Source organism: Bifidobacterium sp. ESL0825 (assembly GCF_052606465.1).
In genome coordinates this window covers 1,682,510-1,706,034 of record NZ_CP199589.1, presented here as the reverse complement: position 1 = coordinate 1,706,034, position 23,525 = coordinate 1,682,510, and the positions used below count along the sequence as shown (strand labels likewise).

Here is a 23,525-nt window from a genome sequence, read left to right as displayed (position 1 = left end):
CACTACCAGGTATCTTGCCCAAATAATTACTTAACAGGACTACAACCTCCTATCCTCTGATAGATCCTTCATTCCGACGCTTCAGAGCAAGCCATGTAAGGAGTAAAGCGCCAGCTGCAAGGAAGAATCCAATCTGTCCACTACCGCCAGCACGAGGGAGTGAGGGCACAGGCGGTGCCCAGGACAATTTAATTGTGGCCTTTCCTGACTCTGACACAGGATCCCCCTTAGGTGGATTTCCTGTGACTGTAGCTGTGTTATCTACCGAACCAGCTCGGAAATGATCTTCAGTAAGCTTCAATTCACCTTTTGCCTTCACCTCTTGGCCTGGTGCCAGTTGGCCTTCTTCTTTTGAATCCGGCCATTGCAGAGTCAGGGTGCTCAAACCTGGCAGGGAATCAGAGATGCTCACATCCGTCAGGGTCACATTGCCGGTATTCCTTGCCACAATCTCATACTGGAGGATGTCGTCAGGCCTCAGATCCGAGGCAGTCTTACCACCGGCGGGAATGACTGTTTTGGTCACCTGGAGGCCTGGTTCAAGCTTAAAATTGAGTCTTGTGTCAGCCTCCTTCTGAACCTTAACCCAGACGCCATCCCCATGAACCAAAACCTGGTTCGATACACTCCCGGAGTCAAAATCAGCCTGGGTGACGAGATATGAACAGGTCATTGTGGCTTGCTGGCCAGGTTCCAGGATTCCGGAAGCACCAGGCCAACTCACCTCACCCTGGATGACATTATCCTTCAGATCCTGAACAGACAGGTTGGTCAAGGTAGTTTCGCCTGAATTAGTAATAGTAACGTCATAGGTCAGGGTCTTATTGGCCCGATCAATCTCATTACCATTTTTGGCAGTCTTCGTGATACTGACCTGATCAATTTTTTTAACAATTCCAAAGTCACATCCACTCACTACCTGGCCAGCAACTATATGGATTAGACCAGAAGTAAGGGTTTTCTTAGCACCCTGGGGAGCGAAGAGGGGAGCCCAACCCTCAGCCTTTGTTAAACCACTGAGATCAAGCAGAAGAACATAGTCTCCTGTGTCCAGTTCCTTAAAGCTATACTCTCCTGAAGAGTCAGCAACCTTGGTCGTCTGCAGAGCATCTCCAGTGGGTTTGCCCTCACTGTCTGCCTTGAAGACAGAGACCTTGGCACCTGTGGGCACAGTTTCGGAGCTGTCAGCAGTGTCGTTCTTATTGCTGTCTTCTACCACACGGCCTGAAATGGCAGCAGCAATTACCTTAACCTGAGCCAGATCAGACTTTCTCCATTCATCAGGTTTGCTTAAATCTCCACCTGGAACCTCAAAGGCCTGGTTGACAATTGTATCCCCCTCCTTAGTTTCAGGGGCCGTCAAGGTGACCGTAAGGCTTGCTTCCTCATTAATACTGACATCACCAGTGGTGCGGACCGCAGTGACCTGATTCAGCTGACTCTGCGACAGGTTCGTATATGGGACCCAGGTGACTGAGTTCCAGTTAGGACTTGCCGACCGAACCTCGGACGAGGTTGTCACCTCAAATTCTAACTTTGCCGAGCTGGAGGGAAGAAGGTTGAGCGACTTGAGGCTCAGGGAACCATGCACCTGCGTACTTCCATCACCATCATAGGGCAGGACATCAAGCAGGGTCATGCCCACTTCTTCGGGAATATTGGTGAAATTGAAACTATCAATGCGATACTGTATATCGGAACCCTGCTCAACATTCTCATCAACTGCATACTTGGTGAATCCCTTTGTAGAAGCCTGAGCAACAGTAATTGTAGACTCACTGGTGGCAGTCCAAGGCTGAGCTATATAGTTTCCACCCCTGACATGCAATTGCGCTTCCAGGGTCAGGGGCCAAGTCTCATCGCTGGCAGGAACGGAGTCTGGGCGCAAAGTGGAGGTAATTCCTCGAATTTCAAATTGTGGCAGGGTAGCGTTCCTGTTAAGGGGAGTCTTCACCTGAAAAATATACTCAGCTGTAGCCGCGCCACAAACACGGGTGGGATCTGAAGAAGATACACTACGAACCGTGTACTTCGATTCTGCCGAGCTGTAATCCACTGCATGAATTATTGAGGGGATACAAACCCTTATATAAGGCGTGACCTGTTTAGTAACAGGCTCCGTAGGATACCAGGGTTCTGATAAAGACATGTTCTTGACCACATACTTTACTGGTTGTCCAGAAAGCCCCTGGTCAGTATTGGTATCAGTATTGATGCCGGTGGTTGTAATCTTCCCCTGGACATCACGACAGTACAGATTGTAGAAGGAGGTTCCTTCACGGACTCCAGCACCCCAGCTGTGTGAAGCAACATTGATCATGACGGGACGGGTAGGAACCGTCGCCTTCTCACTGCCTGAATAGGAGTCCTGAATCTGCCTCACCCTCACCATACCTGAAACGAGAGTTTCAGCATTTGAACTGGGATAATAATTTTCAGAATAGATTCGCACCCCCTTAACATCAGCCCAATCTCCTGAATAGGAGTTCCAATCTACCCACTTGGGGGCATCTGCACCACCAATACCCCCCCTATTATTTATGTCGGTAGTGGTCACATAAGAACGGTAACCAACTGCAGTAAAATCTGTCTTCGAAGAATATCCTCCACTGACCAGACGGGGGGTGTAGGTTTGGTCAACCTGCATGATTGACGAATCCCAGGTGAAGGTGAAATCCGCTGCAAAATTCTTATTAATTCGGTTCCCATTTGAATACCTGTAGGCAGGCCTGACATTGGCATTCAGGTAAATGAGGGCATGCTTCCCAACAGTCAGCTTATCGCCATTGGACTTATGGTAGTTGTGCCCTGAGCAACCAGAACCTGAAGAGAGGCAGGTATCCCAATTTCCAACCTTCCAGGAGGTAGAGTGGCCACCGCCACCGCCACCGCCGGGCTCCTTGGAAGTCGCCGCAAAATCAGCTGTTGTATTTCCATTAGAGGGATCGTTATTAGTGGCGGTCTGACCCGACAGTTTGATATCTGCACCATCGGCCTGATTGGTGATAGACCAATGGGCACCACTTTCTATGTTCTCATCAGGGAGCACTGAAGCAGGGATCCAGACCTGATATGAGATTCTGGCGCTATCCCTATTTTTACTGACTGTCGGCATCTTGAAAGTTGCTTGCGCTGAACCCTTGTCATCCGTCTTTTTAGGGGCTGTGTCAAGAATTGCTCCAAGGGGTGTCGAACTAATGATCTGATAGAGGAGTGGCGTACTGACTGGAGTCCCATCGGGTTGCTGAATGGTTATCGTATCCTGCAAGGTCAAGGGTGCATCAAACCGTTCCTCAGGATTTACACCCAGCTGAGACTCATCCAGATAGGACAGTACCAACTTATATGACAGTGGTACAGCAGGCACCTCCCCATTCCCATCACCAAAATCCTTTTTTGTAAGTTTCGTCAGATCATAAATCTGCGCTGGTGAAGAAATGTCCGCGTCCTTGTCCAAATTGTATTTCAGTAGCCCTGCAACTGTCAGCTCATTCTGCTCTCCTACCAAAACACCATCAGACCCAGCAATCACAGTTGGGGCTATTTTGGTTCCAATTGGAGTGGTGGGATCCACCTTATAGCGCAAATTATGAAAAACAATAGTTGTAGACGGCAGAGTTCCATCTAAAAAATTAACTACAACCGTCAAGGTTCTCTTATCAGGACTGACCGTGGGACTAGACGTATAGTTGCCTGTTCCAGTATGATTGATCAGACCGGCCAAGGCGAAGCTGGTCTCATCCCAGGTAACCCCTTCTGGTAGTGAAGAGGAAAGGGTCACCTGTCCTGATCCATTCACATTCACTGTCCAATCTAAGCCGACCGAATTCCCTCGTGAAACCACGCCATCAGTTGTGGAAGAGTCTTCAGGAATGGATTGGTTAGATCCATCATCTATGACTGTTGTTGATATCGAATTCAGTGTTGTTTGATCAGCCGAAGCACCCGTCGGCTTTACCAGAAAGGCCACAACTACCAATGCGACAGCCAGGCTAAGCGCCACAACTAAGTAGACCAACCCCTTCTTCCGAAGCATATGCGAAAAGTTTCTCTTTTCCATGTCTCTTCCCCTTAAGTAGACAGAGGTAATTTATCCCCAATACTATCAGTATAGTAGGGAGGTTGAAGAACAATAATCAAATTATATGAAAAAGGGCGTGTATCGAAGGGTGCCACACCTTTTTCTATGATGACTCCAAATCGAAATTGATAAATTCTGCTCATAAGAAAATGGGGCTTGCGATATCAGGGGAATCAGATGAGGGTTTTGCAACAGAATGAAGCTGGGGGTAACAGACATATAAGCAAAAGACCAGTCAGGCCTTCCCATCCCTTTCAACCTGACCCAAGGAAAGACAACTGAACAGCACTCGGCAGACCTGACCGACATGAGTGGCAGGTAACAATCTAATTACATCTGCCAGTATCACCAGATCATCTGCTGGTTGAGTTCCCGCCGGAGTTTCCTCCACTGGGGCAGGTAAGAGTCCATCCGAGACTGGAAGCCTGAACCATGCCCCCTCTCCCAGAGATGGGTCAGTTCATGGATCAGCACATACTCCAGAAAGCGTTCATCCATTAACCCCAGCTGCAAATTTAATCGGATACGACCTGTCTCAGGCGTGCATGAACCCCAACGTGAGGTCATAATCCTCAGGGTGATATGACTGGGGCTACGCCTGACAATAGACTGGCATTTCTCAAGGAGATCAGGAAGCTGGGCTTGAATATGGGCCTGAGCCTGAGCCTGCCGTTCCGGGGTCCACTCAAAACCTATGGGTCTACCGTGTCCGCGATTATTGAGGGAAGTTTTAAGCCTCTGCTCCTGGGCATGAATCCAACCTTGCCTCTGCTCAACAAAGGACCGTATGGTCCGGTCACTGATACGAAGTGGTGCTGAAACCTCGACATAGAAGGGCTCAGAACTTAAGGCTCGGATATCTGCCATCCCACCCTTCACAACCTTGACCCTCAGATACATGTTGCGGATGGGCTTACGGGTAACCATAACCACGATGCCATTAAGATCCATCCCGTAAGAGGCACCCCTTCCTGCCCCAGTTTGAACAACCTTGAGGTCCTCCTTCGAAGAATTGAGAGCGGGATGCATCATTTGAATCTACTTACTTTCATGGTTGTTAATACGTAATCAGCCTGACCTGTCATCCTAGTACATATGACATGCATCTGTTCACATTGACAATTCTAGAGGAACTGCTATCCTATATAGCTGTGCTATTTTGCACGTGGAACGGGCCTGTAGCTCAGCTGGTTAGAGCGCATCCCTGATAAGGATGAGGTCGGAGGTTCAAGTCCTCCCAGGCCCACGCATTCTTGCGCGGTTGAAGTTCTTTTCACATTCACGGGGCTATGGCGCAGCTGGTAGCGCATCTGCTTTGCAAGCAGAGGGTCGCCGGTTCGAATCCGGCTAGCTCCACAGGTAGGGTTTCCGGGTTTCCGCTAGGAGACCTTTTTTCATATGGTTTTCCTTGATAAAAGGGGAACTATCCGACGGCGGCCTGGTAGTGAATGATGATGCCACTGCGCGAGAGCTGCACTGGCAGATGAAGTCCCTGCAATGGGGCGCCTCCTCACTGCCATCCATCCGCTGTTGTTCTCGCAGTCCCCGGGCCGCCTCTACAGGTGGTGAAGACCAGTTGTCGGTGATGCAGATCGATGAGGGTACCGGGGCTAGGCGGTATATCAGTGGCCTGTATCATTGCGGTTCCAGGCGGTGTGCGAGGTGTTCGCAGTCGATGGCGGCCGAGAGGGTGGGCCAGCTGTCGAGGGGGCTGGACTGGTTCATGCATGATGGACTCGGGGACGGCATCGGCCATCAGGTTCTGTTCGCCACGTTCACAATCGGGCATTCCTTTGCTGACAAGCCGGATAAGCGGATGAACGCGTTGGGTCATGCCCGGAGCGCTCTGACAGCCGGTGGGTCCTGGAATGGGGTCCCGGAGCCAGGGCGACCGGAGGAGATTCGGAGTTTGCGGCATGATCAGCACCGTCGAGGTCACCTGGAACTGCGATAGCGGCTACCATCCCACCTGCATTGTCTGCTGCTACTTCAGCACCCCCCAGGGTATTCCGTCTGTATGGGCGATGGAAGAAGAGTCTGAAAGCCGACAATTTCGACTGCTCGCTTCAGGGGTTCTCAATGCTGCCGTTGACCAGTACCATCGCGATGTCCGACAGAATATCCAGGTATGCCAACAAGGCAGATGCCAGGCATGCGGCAGCGGAGATGCTCAACGACCAGGGCAAGCTTGGACGCGGTGAGTCGATAGGGTTCTTCGAACTGCTGGCGTTCCTGTGCCTTGATGAGAGGCTGGCCAGGTTCTAGTTCCCGCTTAGGAAAGGGGAAGATGCCTCATGGGATGCTTCGGGGCTTCATGTGGTCAACAAGGCAACCAGCGAAATTACCTGGAGCAGCGCCATGGGGGGCGACCAGCAGTATTGGCGTGTGTTGCATTCCATCGAGAAGGTCATGAAAGGCCGTCGGGTGCTGAACTACAGTCATCGTTGCAGGAGGGAAGACTCGGTTCTGGATAGCCTGTGGAACAGGTTCCTCGACCATGCGCATGCCGCTGGGTTCAGCGATGAAGACATCACCCGGGATGATATGGGGAAAGGCAAGCTCGTCCAAGTTATCAGTGCCAAGACATGGCAATCGGAATTCGTCAATGATCCATCCAGGATAATCAGCCTCTTGAAACCATGATTTACACAGACCAGGCGTCAGATTAGTAGCGTCATTATTCAATTGTAGAGACTAGAACCCAACCAGCAGCTATAGCCGCTTGGCAACCAATCATTTAATATGGGGAGGGAGGAACAGAAGTAGCTCATATCAAAACCTATCACCAAACTCTAATTCAGTTATAGAGTGAGTTCTAATCCCGATAAACAGGAGAAGAACCCGGATATTCTTCTAAAAAATATCAGAACTCTTGCTCACCAATGAATTGGTTGCCTTTCCAATGACCTGTAGCATTAGAACCATCTGTAGTTCCAACCGAAGTAGGGTGGCCGCCACCGCCAGTAGAAGGTGCAGGGGCAGAGCCACCACCGGAAGGAGCGCGGTAACCACTTCCACCAGAGGGAGAACTATAACCACCCCCGGAAGGTGCTCGATAGCCAGAACCGCCACTGTATGAAGAACCACCGCTTGTAGCAGCGCTCGCAGCTTGGGCTTGTGCAGCAGCAGCGGCATCAGCAGCATCCTGAGCGGCTTTAGCATTAACAGCATTGTTTACAGCCTGAGTTTTAGTATCAAGGGCGGTCTTGGCATCAGCGAAGGTCTTAAGAACCGATTTCCTGTCCTCAAGGGTCTTCTTGGCCGAGTCAAGGGTCTTGGTTAGTTCATCACGGGAGTGGTTCCCATCGGGCACCTTGCCGTTGGAATCAGCGAGGGTTTTGTCTGCATTACCGATAGCGTCGGAGAGCAGCTTGTGGGCCTTAGAAGTGTTCACGGCGAGCACCTTGGCCTTGATGGTTCTGACTTCTGTCTTCATCCTCGTGATCTGTGCGGCCAGGTTTTCGGTCGCCTTCTTCAGCTCCCCGGTGGATGCATCCCCCGTTAGGGCGGTTTTAGCACTGGCCTTCCTGCTCGATGCGGGTTTGGTGGTTCTCACGTCCCTGGACATGGCCAGGACCGTCTTGGCATCGCTGACCTCTTCCTCTTTGATGGCAGAGGCGGACTGCACTTCGTCGGAGTCCAGGTATGAGCGATATCGGCCCTCCTGGCTTGCATAGTCCCTGACCGCCGCCCGGTATGAGGTAAACTTGATCGTGTTCCCGGACCGTGTGGTTATGCCACCACAGTCCCCCGCCGCAGATGACGGCTACCGCCAGCACCAGGACTGCCACAATGACTGCAGGCCTGCGTCTCGAGGCATCCCCGTTTCCGTTTTCCTTCACAGTCGCCCTTCTCTCTCCACCGACGGCCATCCCCTGTTAACGGGGCACGTCCTTGCCGTTTCAAACATAGTGTGCCATGTACTGGATGCCGCGGCATTTTTATTATGTCATGCACACGTGCCCACGCAGACATGACATTCCTTTTGCTTGCTTTTTACCTTATCTGAAACTGAAACATATCAATGGCAGAAACTTCGAGTTGAAGTTGCTCATATTGAGTCATTAAGACCCAGGTTTGTTCAATAATAGGTTACGAAATAGGTTACGATTTGATCTTCATTGATGAGAACCGTTGCAATTACAAGTAAAATTGTGAATATACGGAGCCCGGCTAGCTCTACAGGTAGTGTTTCCGGGATTCTTCAAGATTCCTTTTAGATCATCTTTTGGCAAATATTGACTATCTAACTGTACCTAGGATATGGCTGAAAACGATGCCATGGGTGTGGACACTCTAAGGAATGAAGCTCATAGAGCGAAATGCATCTTCTCTGTCATCTTTACAACACTAAATATATGCCAACCTTCACCTAACAAGGATCAATTCCCCGGATAGTACCTGGGCTGAGGCCTCTCACGCTTCACCAACTGGAAGCTTGAACGTGGAGAACCAAGCCCCGGCACCCCGCCAGTCCCAGACTGCACAACATCTTCGCCGTCGACTAAGCGCTCGCTATCATCTGGCTAGCTACCTTGAGCTATGGGACCCGGGCTGAACATCGCGCCTACAACTCTATCGTGCGCGTAGATCCGGCCAGTCAGTTGGAATGATCTCGTCCAGCGTGCAGTCAAGCACCTCAGCGATCGCTATCAGGCTCTTCAACGTCGGATTCGAGGCCTTTGGGCTTGGGGAACTATGCCCCCATTCCAAGCGCTGGTACTGTAATCGCGACAGGCCGGCACCATAGGCCACCTGCTCCTGACTCAGGCCGCGCGCATTTCGTATCCTCTGCAGGCTCTGACCAAGCTCTCTGACGTAATCGGCCCAGTCTCGGGCTGTCTTGATATGCGTTCCCACGGTTTCCAGCAAAACGAATTGCTACATTCATGTAGCTACATAGATGTAGCATAATTTCAGCTTTGGCGATTTTAGGGAAGGTCTGACAGCAGTCCGGGCCGAGGACAGAAAATGCCACGCACCGTAGTTGGGATCACGCCGAGGAGGGCCTATGGGAACAACACCACGCTCGTGGCACGGCTGGCTTCAGAAAAGGATGAACCCTCCACAACCATCGGCGCCGTATGCCAGATCACGCACTCCATGAAGCCAACTACGGCACCTAACAGACCCAAAAACAATCGCCATCAATTCCATCCACCCAGAAGAAAGAGAAAGAATACCCATGGCCAGCATCGACGAATGGAAGGACTACTTCCAGATGGTCAACGGACGCGATCCCAGTTCCGACGACCTCCAGCACGCCATAGAAAATGGCGACGTCCAACTCAACGACCCCAACAACGGCAACTCCCAAAACACTGTCCAGGCACCGGCGGGAGTCCCTACTCAAGCCGCACAGTACCCACAGCCGCCGGCAGGCCAGCAACAGGCGACAATGCAGCCTCAAGGCATGCCGATCCAGCAGCCAGCGTATGCGTATCAACCACAGACCGGCATGATGATGCCTTCAGCCCCGGTGAGCGCAGCCAAGAAACCACACACAGTTAGAAACATCATCATCACCATCATTACGGTCGTAGCCATTATTCTCGGGGCGCTGTTTGCTTATGGCAATCACATCGAAACCACATCGCTGGCCTCATGTCAAGCAAACCAGCAAACGGCTCAGAATAATCTCAAGATCCTCAAGAAGGATTTGCAAACTATCGATGAGGATACTGATGATTACAACTTAGCGAATACGGGATACGAAACCTTGACCCAAAGCATGTTGAACGATTATCAGTCTGCTGAAAATATTGCTAACACGAAAAACCCAATCGCTCCATGTACCTCAGACAAATACCGAGAGCTCGACAAAGCCAGCCAATCGAACAAGGAATTTGCCAATACTGCAAAGGAAGCGATTCAGATGTTGCACAAGGAGTTTCCAGCCGCATTCCCCTCAAGCAACAACTGAGACCACAATCCGTCACACCCAAAGGAGAACAGGCAATGATGACACCACAGCAGTGGCATCAAGGTTTCATCGCCGCCAACGGCAGGGAACCTACCATGGAGGAATACCAGTCGGCACTAAGAAACGGCGAATTCCAAAAGAGCACGGCCCCAGACCATATGCAAACTCCGGCTGATACCCAGCAACCGATCGCGCCCCCGCAGTCGGCGTCTGCAATAGGACAGGAAACGCGACCCAGCCAGTTCACAGCACCGCAACCAGCCCAACCGCAACAATTTCCACCATCACCATCCACTCCCTACATGGCAGCTCCACAGCAGAATACCGCCTATCAGCAGCCCTACCAATACCCGCAGCAGCCTCTAACGCCTCCCGGAGGGCCTGCAACGCAGCCGACCCAGAAGGCAAGCTTCAACGTCACGGCAGCGATCAATCGGCTTGCTGGAGGTGAAGGAGCAGTAGATATCAACCTCAAGGACACTTTCTCCAACGTGTTCAAGAAGCACTCACGAAAGGAAGCCGAAAGAATTTTCATCGGTGGTACCACCTTCACCACTCCCCGGGAAGGCGACATCGCAGCCACCTGGCCCAGACCCTGGCTGTTTTCGCGCATCCTCGTATTTTTCATTGCCACCTATGTGCTCCTCTACTTCCTACAATCCGTAAACGAAATAGTCCCTTCTTACGTTGGCTTGATTTTCATTGGGGCCTTGGCGGTACCGTTCTCCACGCTTATTTTCTTCTTCGAATGCAACGCGCCACGAAACATCAGTTTCTGGTCCGTGCTCCAGATGCTATTCATCGGCGGCGTACTCTCACTCATTGCGACCATGTTCCTGGATCGGTTTACGGCAGCCGTCAGTGTGGGCTGGTTTTTACCGCTGATGACTGGCATTGTAGAAGAACTGGCAAAACTGGCAGCATTAGCAGTATTCGTCAAGATTCTCAAACCCCGGTACATTCTCAACGGGTTGCTCATCGGTGGTGCGATCGGAGCCGGATTTGCCGTCTTTGAAACTGCCGGATACGGATTCGATCAATTAACTAACGTGAAAGCAATTGTACAAAATTCAAATTGCACCCCACAAATGACTCTTGATGAGATCATTCAAACATGCGGATTCCCCGCCATGAACAGTATTTTGATTCTGCGTGGGTGGATGTCGATCGGCGGCCACGTCGCCTGGGCAGCCATCACCGGCGCAGCACTGCTCATCGCTATGAACGGGGACAAGCTACAAACCAGGCACTTTCTGGACAGGAGATTCCTCTCCCTTTTCTGGATCCCTATCGTTCTGCACACCGCCTGGGACCTGGGCCTCATTCCCCAGCTCCGATACAATGCTGTTATCAACTCCAACCTGTACCGTTTAATTCTTATCGTGCTCGCTTGGACAGTACTCTTCGTAATCATCAACTCAGGTCTGCAACAAATCAGCCGATTGCAAACCATACCGGGCAACACTGCTCAACCCCAGCAGTAAACCATTCAACAGTCACCACATGTAACTGGCCCATAAGCGTGCAAGGGATATGAAAATAATTGAATCGCTGGGAACGGCTCACGAGAATAACCTCGAATTGCACGTTAAGCACTAATCATCGCGACAGTCCTTGTCGTTCCAATGACTATCGTCAACACCGGACCGACCGCTAAGGTTCTGGGACGGGTACGTGAGATTCGGAAAGCGCCACAACAGGCATTGCCCGGTTGTGGCGCCGATTAGCTATAGCAGAGAAACGGCTCTACGCTTCCTTCTCCTTATCCAGCTCGGCGAGCATGGTCTTCTGCTCATCCGGTGTCAGCTTGCGGATGCCGATTCCTGTGTATCCCCAGATGGTGGCGAAGATCACGCCGGTCCAGCAGAGGGTTGCCCAAGGCATATAAGAGAGCGTCGGCACGCCCAATGTGGCCGCCATATAGGCGCCAGCGGCTGTCCAGGGCAGGATCGGCTCGAATATGGTGCCGGAATCCTCTATGCTTCGCCCAAGATTGCAGGGATGCAGACCTCGGCGAATGTATGCAGGCCTCAGCAGCTCGCCAGGCAGCAGGAGGGAGACCTGGCCGTTGCAGGTAGTGGATATGGTCAGGATGCCGGTCAGCAGGGTGACGACAATCAATGAGCCGGTGCTCTTGCTGATCTTGAGCAGGGATTCCACGATCTTGTTCAAAGCTCCGGAGGCCGAAAGCACCCCTGCGAAAGAGAGGGCACAGAACGCAATCAGGAGGGTGCTCATCATGCTTTCCATGCCGCCTCGGTTCAGCAGACTGGTGATGTCCTTGGCTGCTGGGCCCAAGTTGAAGCCCTTGGGAAGCATAGAGGTGTCGAACCCGTTGACGATGGCGTTGAATGCATTGGTGACGGAGAAGTGCTGGATGACGACGGCATTGAACATAGCCACCGCCGACGAGAGCAGCATGACCGGTATGGTCGGCTTCTTCCACGCCGACCCGATCAGGATGATCAGGAGGGGTATAAGCAGCATGACAACGTTCCAGGTGAAGGCCTGCGAAAGCGTGTTGTTCATCTCGGCGACCTTGTCAAAGCCGCGGCCACCTGTGGACTGGACCCCACGGCCCGCCACGAACATGACTATCGCTGCCACCAACAAGGAGGGGAAGGTGGTCCACAACAGGTGCTTCATATGCGTGAACACATTCACATGGGTGATGGCCGCAGCCAGATTGGTGTCTCCGGACAGAGGGGAAAGCTTGTCTCCGAAATAGGCGCCACTGACCACTGCACCAGCGACGATGGCGGGATTGATGCCATCCATGCCCAGCGCCACTCCCATGAAGGCCACGCCAATGGTACCCGCGGAGCCCCAGGAGGTTCCCGTGCAGACCGAAGTGATGGCCGTGACCAGCAGAGCGGTCAGATAGAGGTACTTGGGCGATACGATCTTGAGGCCGAAGTAGACCATCATGGGAATGGTCCCGCCGATCATCCAGGACCCGATAAGCATGCCCACCACTATCAGAATCAGCATGGCAGGCATGATCCCGGCGATCTTCTCGGCTATGGTGTTGAGCATCTCATCGTATCCGTGGCCGAGCATGTAGGCGATGATCGCTGCCACCACGGCAGCCAGGATAAGCATCGGCTCAGCAGGAAGCTCCAGCCAAATGGCTCCAACCCCCATGAACACCGCCATGGCGATAATCGGTGTCAGCGCCAAGAGCAGGGAGGGGGAACGCTGCTCCCTTTGTTTCTTTTCCTTCGTCATTGCAGGGTCGCCTTTCCCCTTGAAGTGCCAAGCGCCCGATTCATACGCGACAGTGCCTCGGTCAGAATCGGCGTAGTTGTTGCCAGGTTGATGCGCACAAAGCCGCTGCCGCCCAGTCCGAAGTCAGTCCCCGGATCCAGCATCAGGCCCTGCTCAGCCAGCCGCTTTTCGATTTCCTCATCCTCGAGTCCCAGCCCTCTCATATCTATCCAGGCCAGGTAGGTGCCTTCAGGCTCAATCAGCTTCACACCATCCATTCCGGCAATGCAGTCTCGCAAAAGGTCGGTGTGCTTCTCGAGCTCGGTCAAAAGCTCGTCCAGCCAGTCTGCGCAATGGTCATATCCCGCCTGAGTAGCAACTTGTGCAAAATAGCGGGGATTATGACAGCCGGCATCATCGATGGCCTTCTCCACCTTGTGCCGCAGATCAGTATCAGGAACGACGATGTTGGCCGTTTCCAGCCCAGCGATGTTGAAGGTTTTCCCTGGGGAGGTAAAGGAGATACCTCCGGCCGCTTCGGGCGTCGAGGTCAGATAAGGCTGGAATCGATATCCTGTATGGATCAGATCGGCATGGAACTCATCTGAGATGACCAGGACATCATGCTTGTCGGCAGCCTTGGCCACCTTGGCCAGTTCGTCACGGGTCCATACACGACCGGTGGGGTTATGCGGATTGGTGATTACCATCGCACTGGCCTGGTCAAGCAGGTCTTCAAGCGCATCGAAGTCGAACCGGTATTTTCCCTGGCCGTCGATCTTCAGCACCCACGGAAGAACCTTGCATCCTGCGGCCTTGATCGCCGTTGGAGTGGGCGAATATGCAGGATAGGGGACGATTACCGAGCAGGCGGGCGGCAGAGCCTCCCTGAGTATAGCCGGCAAGGATTCCACCATTCTTCCTACCGGCACCAGACTGGCCGGACTGATCTGCCAGCCGTGGCGCCTTTTGAACCAGTCACACACTGACCGTCTATATGAGGGGTCCAGGTAGGTGTAGCAGAAATCGCCCACCTGAGCACGCTCGACCACAGCCTGGACCAACGGGTCCGGGGCTTTGAAATCCATATCTGCCACCGATAGGGATATGGCATCGTCACCGCAGATACGATGTGCGTCATCCCAGCGGATACTGTGTATTCTCCCCAGATCCTGGGTTGAAACGGGATGTAGAAGACCCATGATTACGTCTGTTTCCTTCTTTACAACTATGCCGGATACCTTGCCTTCATTAGCAATGCGATCCTCTGAGGCCACCATGGCCTCGGTACTACTCCCCCGCTTATTGCTTTTTCTTATCTTTAACGGAGGTCGTCTCGTCTATTTCTTTGAGATAGTTGTAGACGGTGAACCGTGAAATCTGCAAGCGGTCGGCCAAGGTCTCGGCCGCGTCTCGCAGGAAGAAAAAGCCCTGTTCTTTGGCTTGTCGTATCACCTCCTTCTTATGGCTTTTCGTCATCAGCTCGACCGGTACGCCCTGGCTGGCAACAGCACGGTCGAGCACGATATTTGCCAAATCGTCAAGGTTGTGGACAAAGGCTTCACCCGTGGAGTTCGCTTCGGCCGATCCTGTTCCCTGACCTATCTGCCCTGTCTCGGATCCAGCCTTCTCGGCACCACGCTGTTGGTTCTGATCCAAGTCTTCATCAAGTTCAGCTTCCGACTTCGATTCAGAGCTTGCATTTACACTGCCGTAGAGCATTTGCTGGCATATTTTCAGAAGCCCCGACCAGATCTCGACACTGCTGTTGATGCACAAGGCAGCGACCGGATTCCCTCGGCTATCCTTGACGGCGATAGTGGCACAACGAATCCGACGCCCGTCAGGCAGAACAGAGCTGTAGTTGACCATGGTGCGCACTCGACCCTCAGCCATCTGCTTGAGCAGGACATCGGTCGCCGGATCGCCGACCTTGCGACCGGTCAAACCACCTGCAATAGCTACGATGGTGTTAGGCACCTGTGAAAGGTCATGCACCACAACCTCACAATCCGCCATAAGCGATGCCAGCGGTTCCACCAGCTGGGCCAAGGATTGGATTATCAGGGCACGTTCTGCGCTGTCCTGCGCCTTGAGGTCGCGTGCCGACTGTGCATCGTTGCTCATACATCATCTCTTTCGTGAAGTATCCAAAGATAGTATAACCATTTAATAAACATTTTGTTGAGCGTTTCTATTATTTGTTTATTTAGTTCTGTCGCTCTTCCGAATTCACGATCTTCGTAAGAGACGTTCATCTATTCAAATCGTTGAAAATCCAGCTGTTTAACTACGAAACACATAATGTTGAACGCAAGGCGGCAGACATCCATAATTCGCAGATAAGGAACCAAAGTAGACAGCTAGACCGTTGATAGGAGCTTCAAGATATCGAAAAGGCAACGCCCTGCCGGGAATCCACTAATCACAGGTTCGGCCAAGTAAGTTGCCTAAGGCTATGTCCTTGGCTGCTGGCGCCCATGCCAATCTGACCGGAAAAGCTGGCTCCCACCTATTAATCAACAAAGCAAATCAGTAAAGCGACAACTGTGCTGATGGACTGAATTACCTCAACTCTGCCGAAAGGAACCTTCCTTTTTCCAACTGTTCTAAGACAGCTAGAGTCCATGAACCATGCTTGTGGGGGAAGCTTACGGAGATATCACCACCCCGGGTGAGAGTAGACACCTGTTTTGCTGAGCCACTTTTCTCCGAACTGACTCCAACTACGCTCCCCATTTGCGGAGTCGGCAGAAAGAATTCGCGCCCAGAATCTTTCATTGAAATGTGCCAGGTTTGAATTGTGTCGACAGCATCATAGCTGCGAGCAGCAATTCGACCCGGCACTATCAATTACATCTCATTCTTTATACGGATGTTCAGCCAGAGACTAGTCTTCCGTCCTGCAGTGTCAGCAGACGGTCAACCCGGGCAAGGACCGAGGGCCTGTGGGAGACGATCAGGCAGGTGCGGTCGCCTTTCCGCTCGATCAGCCTGGTCAGAACCCGACCCTCCAAGAGAGCATCCATATTACTGGTGGGCTCATCCAAAAGCATGAATGGCGCCGAGCTCAAAAAGGCACGAGCCAAGGCCACCCGCTGCCGCTGCCCTTCGGACAGGTCCGAGCCATTATCGGCAAGCAGATGATCCAAGCCGTCGGGCAGCTGGTCGATCAGATCGTCCAGGCAGGCATCATGGGCTGCCTGCTCAATACCCTCCCTGTTGGCATCAGGCCGGGCCAGGGCGATATTGTCAGCCAAGGTGAGACTGAATATATAGGTGTCCTGGCTCACCAGAGTCTGCTGAGCACGCAGATCGGCGGTGCGGATGGTCTCGATAGGCAGGCCAGAGACGGTCAGGTCCCCGCCACTGCGCTCTTGGAACCTCATCAGCAGGTCGATCAGAGTGGACTTGCCGACCCCGTTGGCGCCTTGAATGCCAATCAGTTCGCCAGGCTTGATGGAAAGATCCAGACCCTCCAAAACCGAAGTCCGGCCGCCATGTTCACCTGAGTCATCCTTACCCGAGTCAGTCTTGCCCGAGTAGGAGAAGGAGACCGCCCTAGCCTCCTCTCCTGTGAATTCTGTCAACGAATTCCCATGATCGGACTCCACCTCGCGCACAGGCGGCTCCTTGTCCAGAAGCGAGAAAACCCGCCGGGCAGCCGCCAGCGTAGGCTGCAGGCCAGCGCCTAGCCGGGCCACAGGTATCAAGGGGGCAAAGGAGGAGAGGAAGCCGACCAGTCCGATCATTCCCCGGGCAGGATCCACCAACCCTGCCGAACCTAGATGGCAGGCCATCAGTGTGAAGACTCCAGCGCAGATCAGAGTGACCACGTTGGTGACCATATCGTTGGCAATGGTCCGCCCAGAGGTGCGCCCCCTGGCATCCAGCATCTGGTCCGTAGCGGCTCCCACCCGGCGGCGGGTATTCCCCAGAGCTCCCAACCCCGCTAGTTCGGTGCGGCCCTGAAGGGTCTCCAGAAGCAGAGAGTGTAAATCGGCTTGGGCCGTCCGCTCCTGCATGGCCACCTTGAAGGTAGGCCTAGCGCTCAGAATGGGGATGAGCAGACCGACGATCAGGTAGGAGATCAGGGCGGCCAGGCCCATCCAGGGCGAGAGCCAGGTGAGCAGGGCCAGGTTGACCAGGGAGGTCACCAAGGCGATAGCGATGGGCGAAAGGGTGTGTGCGTAGAAAATCTCCAGCAGCTCGATGTCGTTGGTGATCACCGTCACCATGTCTCCGCGCGCCTGGTCACGCAGGCCGGCCGGGGCCAGGGACCGCATCTTGTCGAAGACCGTCGTGCGGATGTCGCGGAGCATACTGAAGGCCATCTCATGGTTGTAGTACTGCTCTCCATAGGCCATAACCCCTCTGCTGAGAGCAGTCAGAACCGCCACCAGGGCCCAGACGACCCACTGGCCATTCAGCGGCGGCCAGTCCGCGACCAGGCCGATCAGAGCCGCAGCGGCTGCCATCATGCTCCAGACAGCAAAGAGATGGCCCAGGCTGCCGCAGAGGATGGCCTTGCCCTCCGTACCAGCCAGAGGCTTCATCAGCCGGGCCATGCGGCGCATCATCGCCAGGTTGCTCGTCGTCTGCTGCTGCATGTCTTCACTCCCCGTCCTCATACTGAGCCTGCTCCTTCCACTGGGCCGCGAATCCGCCCCCGGCATCCACCAGCTCACGGAAACCGCCACACTCCGCCAGACGGCCCCCCTGCAAGAAGAGAATGGAATCGGCATTGCGGACCCCGGCCAAGCGGTGGGTGATGGTCAGGACCAGGGACTCCTTGCCCAGCGCATCCATCAGAGCAGCCAGTGTAGCGTCATGCTCGCGGTCCACGGCGCTGGTGGCCTCATCGAAGATATAGACGGGGGAACGCCGCAGGAGCCCGCGGGCAATGGACAGGCGCTGCCGCTGCCCTCCGGATAGGTTGCCTCCCTCGGGGTCGATAGGAGCGTCCAGTCCGCCCTTGCTTTGGACAAGACCGGTCAGGCCGACCTGGTCCAGCGCATCCTGCAGCTCCCAATCCGAGTAGCCCAGTCCGGCCGGGTCCAGATTCGACCTGATGGTCCCGGTGAAGAGGTGATCGGTTCCCCGAACCACAGTCTGCAGGCCGACCAGATCCTCGCGCGACAGGTCGCTGATTTGGCGCCCACCAATGGTCAGCTCTCCGGCATACCCCTGAAGGCGCCCGGACAGCAGGCCCGCCAAGGTGCTCTTGCCGGAGCCCGAAGCGCCGACCAGGCCCACATGTCCCTTGGCAGGCAGGACGAAGTTCAGATCGGTCAGGGCCTGGAAGCCGTCAGGATAGGTGTAGGTCAAATCGCGAGCGCTGATGCCTAGCGAATCATCGCCAGACATATCCGCCTGATCCGCCTGCTTCGAAGCGGATTCCAAGTCAGACTCCCGAACTGCTTCCTCAGAAGTTTCGAGACTCGCTTCCGGAGCCGTCTCCGAACCCGTACTCTTGCGTGACTCAGGAGTCGTCCCTGGAGCCGCCGACTTCTCGTCGCCCCCCTGCCGCGCTTGGAGAATATCGTCGATGGCCTTGCCCTGCTTGATGGCGACCATGCCGGAATGCATCATGTAGACCAGCTGGCGCTCAGGTGCAAAGAGCCGGACCCCAGCCAGGGCGACAACCAGGCAGGACAGCACTCGAGAGGGCCCGTCCTGCCCAATCAGGACCGTGGCTGCCACCGCCAGAATGAGGCTGGTGTAGATGACCACGTCGGCCTTGATCAACGAGCGCAGCTGCCCGCCAAGGACCCCCATGGTTATCCGGCGGAATCCTTCGGACTCCTCGGCCAGATCGTCAGCCTGCCGCTGGTCTGCCCCGAAGATCTTCAAGGTGTTGAGCCCCCTCAGGGCATGCTCGAAGTGGACGCCGACCTTGTCATACTTGCGCAGCTGGCCCAGCTGCACCTTGATGTTCTCGCCCATAGTGGGCTTGGAGGCCAGGGGCAGAGCCACCATGCCGATCACGACGATTGCCGCAGCCAATGGACTGACGGGCAGAAGGACGACCAGAGTCACGACCAGCATCAAGGCGGTCTGGACCAAGGCCGGAATGTAGGCCGTAAAATATGAGACGACCGACTTGACCCCCTCGGTCGAAAGCCTGGCCAGGGTCTGCGCCGGAACGCCCAGGTCGTCCTTCTGCGCATTGGGGTCGAACACAGACAGGTACAGGGCCCGGGAGAGCGCCTTGCCCATCCCATCAGCCAGCCGGGCGCTGACGGACTTGGCGACCGCCTGGGTCAGGAGCCGAACCAGAATCAGCACGCCTATCAGCGCCGCCAAGGGTCCGGGCCGACCAGGCACCCAGGCAAGGGCATGAGGGACAGGCAGGCCAAGGGAACGGCCCACGGCCGTGATGGCCACCGGCAGGAGGAGGACCTCCGCCAACGCGCCGATCGTCTGCAGGAGGGCCAGCAGGAGGCTGGCGCCCATCCTGGCTCCCGGTAGATGAAGTAGTCGCTTGCTGATCATGCCTGTCCTCCGTGCCGCCTTTCTGATACGCTCCTCTCAGTGGACACTAACAAAATCCTCGCGCGCCAGGCAATACCCTGATTGTGAAGCACCGGCAAGAGACATAAAAAAATATCATTTACTTTCCCTCCCGGCCCTCCTAAACTTGACGGCACAACCTGAAATCGGCGGATATGGCCTAGGGCCGAGCGACCGCCACCCAGATGGGAGCGATCCTTTATGAAAGCACTGAAGACAAAAGACCTGGTCAACGTCGGCATTTTCACGGCCCTCTACTTCGTCAGCATGGCGGTGGGCAACTTCATCACCGTCTTCCTGGCTGGCCTGGTCATGCCCGGCCTGTCCTCCCTCTTCATCCCCGCTGTGGTGGGGCTGGTCTCCGGCCCGGTCTACATGCTGATGATCCGCCGGGTGCCCAGGTTCGGGGCCATCACCATCGTCGGCGTCATCATGGGCCTCTTCCTGCTGGTTTTCGGCCACTTCGCCCTCTCCTTCATCCCCTACGCCTTCTGCGGCCTGCTGGCTGACCTGGTTCAGTCCTCGCTCGGGGAGAGCCGTCCCAACCTGGCCCGCTACCTGAGCTATGTCATCCTCACCTTCGGCTGCACCGGCCCAGTTCTGCCCCTCTGGTTCATGAAGGACGCCTATGTGGCCAGCCTGGTCCGCCGCGGCAAGAGCCAGGAGTACATCGACGGGGTCTTCGCGCCCATCACCGGAGCCACCTTCCTGGTCTGCATCCTGGCCACCCTGGTAGGCGCCCTGCTTGGGGCATGGATAGGCGCCAAGATCGTCGACCGGCATTTCAACCGGATACCCGCCAAGCAATGAGGCCCATCTCCATCTACACCAGATTCCTGCTGGTCATCTTCGCCAACGCCCTGATTTTCGTCACCCTGCCCACTCCGCTGGTTCTGGCCATCAACATCTACTTCTGCAGCTTCCAGGTCATCGTGGGCAGGATCAGGAAGGGCCAGGCCTGGCTTCTGGTCTGCCTGGTCTTCGCCCTGGGCGCCTCCCTGGCCATGGTCTTTCCCGAGAACCTGCCGGGGCATTACCTGCTCTTCCTCTTCGTCGGCGTGGGCAGGGTCCTGCCCCTGGTACTGGTGGCGGCCTTCATGATGGGCACCACCAAGGTCTCGGAGCTGGTCTACCTGCTGCGCAAGATCCACGCCCCCCAGTGGCTGGTCATCCCCGTCAGCGTGCTCTTCCGCTTCTTCCCGACCGTCAGGCACGACTACGCCCAGATCAGACGGGCCATGAAATTCAGGGGGATCGCGGTCACCACGGGCGACATGGTCCGGCATCCGATGCGAACCATGGAGTACATCTACGTTCCCCTGCTCAACAACGCCACCAACGTGGCCTCCGACCTGACCTCGGCCGCCCTGACCAGGGGGATCGGCGACCCCGGTCCCAAGACCTCCATCCAACGGATTGCCTTCACCGGACTGGATGCGCTCATGTGCACCCTGGGCCTGGTCCTTATGGGATGTGGAGCCTATGTTGCAATGTTCCAGGCTTAGCTTCACCTACGAGGGCGCCAGCAAACCATCCCTCCAAGAGGTCTCCTGCCGGATGGGCCAGGGAAGGCTGACCGTGGTCACCGGACCGAGCGGATGCGGCAAGACCACCCTGTCCAGGGTCATCAACGGCCTGATTCCCGAACTCTACGAGGGCAAGCTGGAGGGAGAGTGCCTGATAGGGGGCGAACCCACCACGGCCCGGCCCATCTACCGGCTTTCGGAGCAGGTGGGATCGGTCTTCCAGAACCCCAAGACCCAGTTCTTCACCACCGACGTCCGCAGCGAGCTGGCCTTTCCCCTGGAGAACACTGGTGTCCAGCCAGAGGCCATCCGGGAGCGCATAGACCAGGTGGCCGATCTCTTCGGCATCGCCCCGCTTATGGACCGGGACATTTTCTCCCTGTCTGGAGGCGAGAAGCAGATGATCGCCATCGCCTCCTCCTGCATGATGGATCCGCAGATCCTGGTCCTGGACGAGCCCTCAGGCAATCTGGACGTCGAAGCGGTGGCCAGCCTGGCGCAGATCCTGGGCCGCTTGAAGGACCGGGGCCTGACCATGGTCCTGATCGAGCACCGCCTCTACTACCTGGACGGCCTGGCCGACGACTTCCTGGTCATGAAGGACGGCAGACTGGCGGAGCACCTGTCCCCGGCCGCCATGAGGGGACTGGATGGTCCGAGTCGCCAGGCCATGGGGCTGCGGGCCCTGGACCTGGATGCGACCGAGAATGCGAGCACACCTGCCAGGGTCATCGATGACAGGACCCCCGACCTGCTCCGGGTCAGGAACCTGACCTATGCCTACCATCACGACCAACCTCCTGCCTTGGATGTGGACGACCTGACCCTGTCCAGCGATGACATCACCGGCATCATCGGTCGCAACGGCGCCGGCAAGAGCACCTTCGCCTCGGTCCTGACCGGACTGCTCAAGCCTGGCGACAGGTCGGAAATCAGCCTGAATGGGACCAAGCAGACCGCCAGGGAGCGCGTCGAGGACTCCTACATGGTCTTTCAGGATGTCAACTACCAGCTCTTCAGCGAGACCGTGGAGGGCGAGATGCTCCTTGGAGCCAAACGGACCGACCTCTTCGAAGAGGTGGCACGAAAGCTGGACCTGGAGCGGCTCCTGGGCCGACACCCCAACACCCTCTCCGGCGGGGAAAAGCAGCGGGTGGCCATCGCGGCCGCCATTCTGTCGGGCAAGCGCCTGGTGGTTCTGGACGAGCCCACCAGCGGCCTGGACCTGCTCCATATGAATCAGGTGACCGGGATGATCCGCTACATGCGCTCCCTGGGGGTCATGGTGGTCGTCATCTCGCACGACCAGGAGTTCCTGGCCCAGACCTGCCAGCGGTTCATCACCTTCCGCCAGGGCAGACCGGTCAGGGACAGCCGGAAACTGGGCAACCTCCTGCAAGCCCTCTGAACCTCCGAGCCCTTGCAGGGTCGGTGAACATGACGCCTCCCGGCAGGCGGTTCTCCTGTGCTCCGGACCCCGCGAACGTATACAGTAGTGGGGAAAAGAGCATCAGGGGGCGTCCCTCGCGTCGGACGGCCCCGCCGCACAGCCAGGGTTACGAGAGGGCATGATGGGCTATATCGACGTCATCGGAGAGACGAAACGGTATGTGACCGGCGAGACGACCATCGTGGCCAACAATGAGGTCACCTTCTCCATCGAGAAGGGCGAGCTGGTGGTCATCCTCGGCGCCTCGGGGGCTGGCAAATCGACCGTGCTGAACATTCTGGGCGGCATGGACACCTGCAACGAGGGCCAGGTGATCGTGGACGGGAAGGACATCGCCGGCTACGACGCCCGGCAGCTGACCACATACCGTCGCTACGACGTGGGCTTCGTCTTCCAGTTCTACAATCTGGTGGCCAACCTGACCGCCAGGGAGAACGTGGAGCTGGCCTCGGAGATCGTGGACGATGCCGCCGACCCTGTCCAGACCCTGGTCGACGTGGGCCTGGGCGACCGGATCGACAACTTCCCCGCCCAGCTTTCCGGCGGCGAGCAGCAGCGTGTGGCCATCGCGCGGGCCGTGGCCAAGAACCCCAAGATCCTGCTCTGTGACGAACCCACCGGAGCCCTGGACTACCGGACCGGCAAGCAGGTGCTGCGCATCCTCCAGGACCAGTGCCGCAAGAAGGGCGCCACCGTGGTCATCGTCACCCACAACGCGGCCATCGCCCCCATCGCCGACAGGGTCATCCGCATGCATGACGCCCGGGTCCAGGCCGTGCAGACCAATGACAGCCCCGAAGACATTGAAAACGTGGAGTGGTGAGG

17 protein-coding genes and 2 tRNA genes are annotated in these 23,525 nt (G+C 55.7%); 10 read left to right on the top strand and 9 right to left on the bottom strand.

Annotated elements, in window-relative coordinates; translation table 11 throughout:
• Nucleotides 1-49 precede the first annotated feature (49 nt).
• The gene (locus ACUIAG_RS07225) at nucleotides 50-4,060 is read right to left on the bottom strand and encodes a DUF7507 domain-containing protein (RefSeq protein WP_445339503.1); all 4,011 of its coding nucleotides are present in this window, start codon (nucleotides 4,058-4,060) and stop codon (nucleotides 50-52) included.
• A gap of 366 nt (nucleotides 4,061-4,426) precedes the next feature.
• On the bottom strand, nucleotides 4,427-4,948 hold the full coding sequence (locus tag ACUIAG_RS07220; RefSeq protein WP_445340385.1) for a YgjP-like metallopeptidase domain-containing protein: 522 nt from the start codon (nucleotides 4,946-4,948) through the stop codon (nucleotides 4,427-4,429).
• Nucleotides 4,949-5,253: 305 nt separating this feature from the next.
• On the opposite strand from ACUIAG_RS07220, the gene ACUIAG_RS07215 reads away from it, so the two are divergent.
• From ACUIAG_RS07215 to ACUIAG_RS07200, 4 genes are all read left to right on the top strand, one after another.
• Nucleotides 5,254-5,327: transfer RNA gene (locus ACUIAG_RS07215), tRNA-Ile, on the top strand.
• A gap of 37 nt (nucleotides 5,328-5,364) precedes the next feature.
• Nucleotides 5,365-5,437: transfer RNA gene (locus tag ACUIAG_RS07210), tRNA-Ala, on the top strand.
• 750 nt (nucleotides 5,438-6,187) lie between these two features.
• The gene (locus ACUIAG_RS07205) at nucleotides 6,188-6,346 is read left to right on the top strand and encodes a hypothetical protein (protein ID WP_445339502.1); all 159 of its coding nucleotides are present in this window, start codon (nucleotides 6,188-6,190) and stop codon (nucleotides 6,344-6,346) included.
• Between the two features lie 51 nt (nucleotides 6,347-6,397).
• Nucleotides 6,398-6,724 (top strand): hypothetical protein, encoded by a 327-nt coding sequence (locus tag ACUIAG_RS07200; protein WP_445339501.1) that lies wholly within the window; start codon nucleotides 6,398-6,400, stop codon nucleotides 6,722-6,724.
• A gap of 220 nt (nucleotides 6,725-6,944) precedes the next feature.
• Here ACUIAG_RS07200 and ACUIAG_RS07195 read toward each other — a convergent pair whose 3' ends face one another.
• Together ACUIAG_RS07195 and ACUIAG_RS07190 are read right to left on the bottom strand one after the other, a co-directional pair.
• On the bottom strand, nucleotides 6,945-7,649 hold the full coding sequence (locus ACUIAG_RS07195; RefSeq protein ID WP_445339499.1) for a hypothetical protein: 705 nt from the start codon (nucleotides 7,647-7,649) through the stop codon (nucleotides 6,945-6,947).
• Between the two features lie 1,007 nt (nucleotides 7,650-8,656).
• Nucleotides 8,657-8,941: a helix-turn-helix transcriptional regulator gene (locus tag ACUIAG_RS07190; protein WP_029679073.1), complete on the bottom strand. Its 285-nt coding sequence runs from the start codon at nucleotides 8,939-8,941 to the stop codon at nucleotides 8,657-8,659.
• Nucleotides 8,942-9,266: 325 nt separating this feature from the next.
• Between ACUIAG_RS07190 and ACUIAG_RS07185 the strand changes: the two genes are divergently transcribed.
• A complete protein-coding gene (locus ACUIAG_RS07185; RefSeq protein WP_445339498.1) occupies nucleotides 9,267-10,004 on the top strand; it encodes a hypothetical protein in 738 nt (245 codons plus the stop codon).
• Between the two features lie 35 nt (nucleotides 10,005-10,039).
• The gene (locus tag ACUIAG_RS07180) at nucleotides 10,040-11,488 is read left to right on the top strand and encodes a PrsW family intramembrane metalloprotease (RefSeq protein WP_445339497.1); all 1,449 of its coding nucleotides are present in this window, start codon (nucleotides 10,040-10,042) and stop codon (nucleotides 11,486-11,488) included.
• A 262-nt stretch (nucleotides 11,489-11,750) separates the two neighbouring features.
• Here the strand turns inward: ACUIAG_RS07180 and nhaC are convergent, their stop codons facing one another.
• The 5 genes from nhaC to ACUIAG_RS07155 all read right to left on the bottom strand — a co-directional run bounded on the left by nhaC (nucleotide 11,751) and on the right by ACUIAG_RS07155 (nucleotide 19,667).
• On the bottom strand, nucleotides 11,751-13,232 hold the full coding sequence (gene nhaC / locus ACUIAG_RS07175; RefSeq protein WP_313839860.1) for a Na+/H+ antiporter NhaC: 1,482 nt from the start codon (nucleotides 13,230-13,232) through the stop codon (nucleotides 11,751-11,753).
• Complete coding sequence (locus tag ACUIAG_RS07170) at nucleotides 13,229-14,413, bottom strand: MalY/PatB family protein (RefSeq protein ID WP_445339496.1); 1,185 nt, start codon at nucleotides 14,411-14,413, stop codon at nucleotides 13,229-13,231. Before ACUIAG_RS07170 ends, nhaC begins: the two co-directional genes overlap by 4 nt.
• 100 nt (nucleotides 14,414-14,513) lie before the next feature.
• Nucleotides 14,514-15,338, bottom strand: a complete 825-nt coding sequence (locus ACUIAG_RS07165; protein WP_445339495.1) for a helix-turn-helix transcriptional regulator — start codon at nucleotides 15,336-15,338, stop codon at nucleotides 14,514-14,516.
• Between the two features lie 752 nt (nucleotides 15,339-16,090).
• Nucleotides 16,091-17,842 (bottom strand): amino acid ABC transporter ATP-binding/permease protein, encoded by a 1,752-nt coding sequence (locus ACUIAG_RS07160; RefSeq protein WP_445339494.1) that lies wholly within the window; start codon nucleotides 17,840-17,842, stop codon nucleotides 16,091-16,093.
• The gene (locus tag ACUIAG_RS07155; protein WP_445339493.1) at nucleotides 17,826-19,667 is read right to left on the bottom strand and encodes an ATP-binding cassette domain-containing protein; all 1,842 of its coding nucleotides are present in this window, start codon (nucleotides 19,665-19,667) and stop codon (nucleotides 17,826-17,828) included. The genes ACUIAG_RS07160 and ACUIAG_RS07155 overlap by 17 nt, the downstream gene beginning before the upstream one ends.
• A 258-nt stretch (nucleotides 19,668-19,925) precedes the next feature.
• Between ACUIAG_RS07155 and ACUIAG_RS07150 the strand changes: the two genes are divergently transcribed.
• The 4 genes from ACUIAG_RS07150 to ACUIAG_RS07135 all read left to right on the top strand — a co-directional run bounded on the left by ACUIAG_RS07150 (nucleotide 19,926) and on the right by ACUIAG_RS07135 (nucleotide 23,523).
• Nucleotides 19,926-20,534: an MptD family putative ECF transporter S component gene (locus ACUIAG_RS07150; protein ID WP_045923763.1), complete on the top strand. Its 609-nt coding sequence runs from the start codon at nucleotides 19,926-19,928 to the stop codon at nucleotides 20,532-20,534.
• Entirely contained in the window at nucleotides 20,531-21,229 is a 699-nt protein-coding gene (locus ACUIAG_RS07145; protein WP_445339492.1) for an energy-coupling factor transporter transmembrane component T, read from the top strand. Before ACUIAG_RS07150 ends, ACUIAG_RS07145 begins: the two co-directional genes overlap by 4 nt.
• Nucleotides 21,207-22,658, top strand: a complete 1,452-nt coding sequence (locus ACUIAG_RS07140) for an ABC transporter ATP-binding protein (RefSeq protein ID WP_445339491.1) — start codon at nucleotides 21,207-21,209, stop codon at nucleotides 22,656-22,658. The genes ACUIAG_RS07145 and ACUIAG_RS07140 overlap by 23 nt, the downstream gene beginning before the upstream one ends.
• Before the next feature lie 163 nt (nucleotides 22,659-22,821).
• Nucleotides 22,822-23,523, top strand: coding sequence for an ABC transporter ATP-binding protein (locus ACUIAG_RS07135; RefSeq protein WP_045923831.1), 702 nt, complete (start codon nucleotides 22,822-22,824; stop codon nucleotides 23,521-23,523).
• The last annotated feature ends 2 nt before the right edge of the window (nucleotides 23,524-23,525 follow it).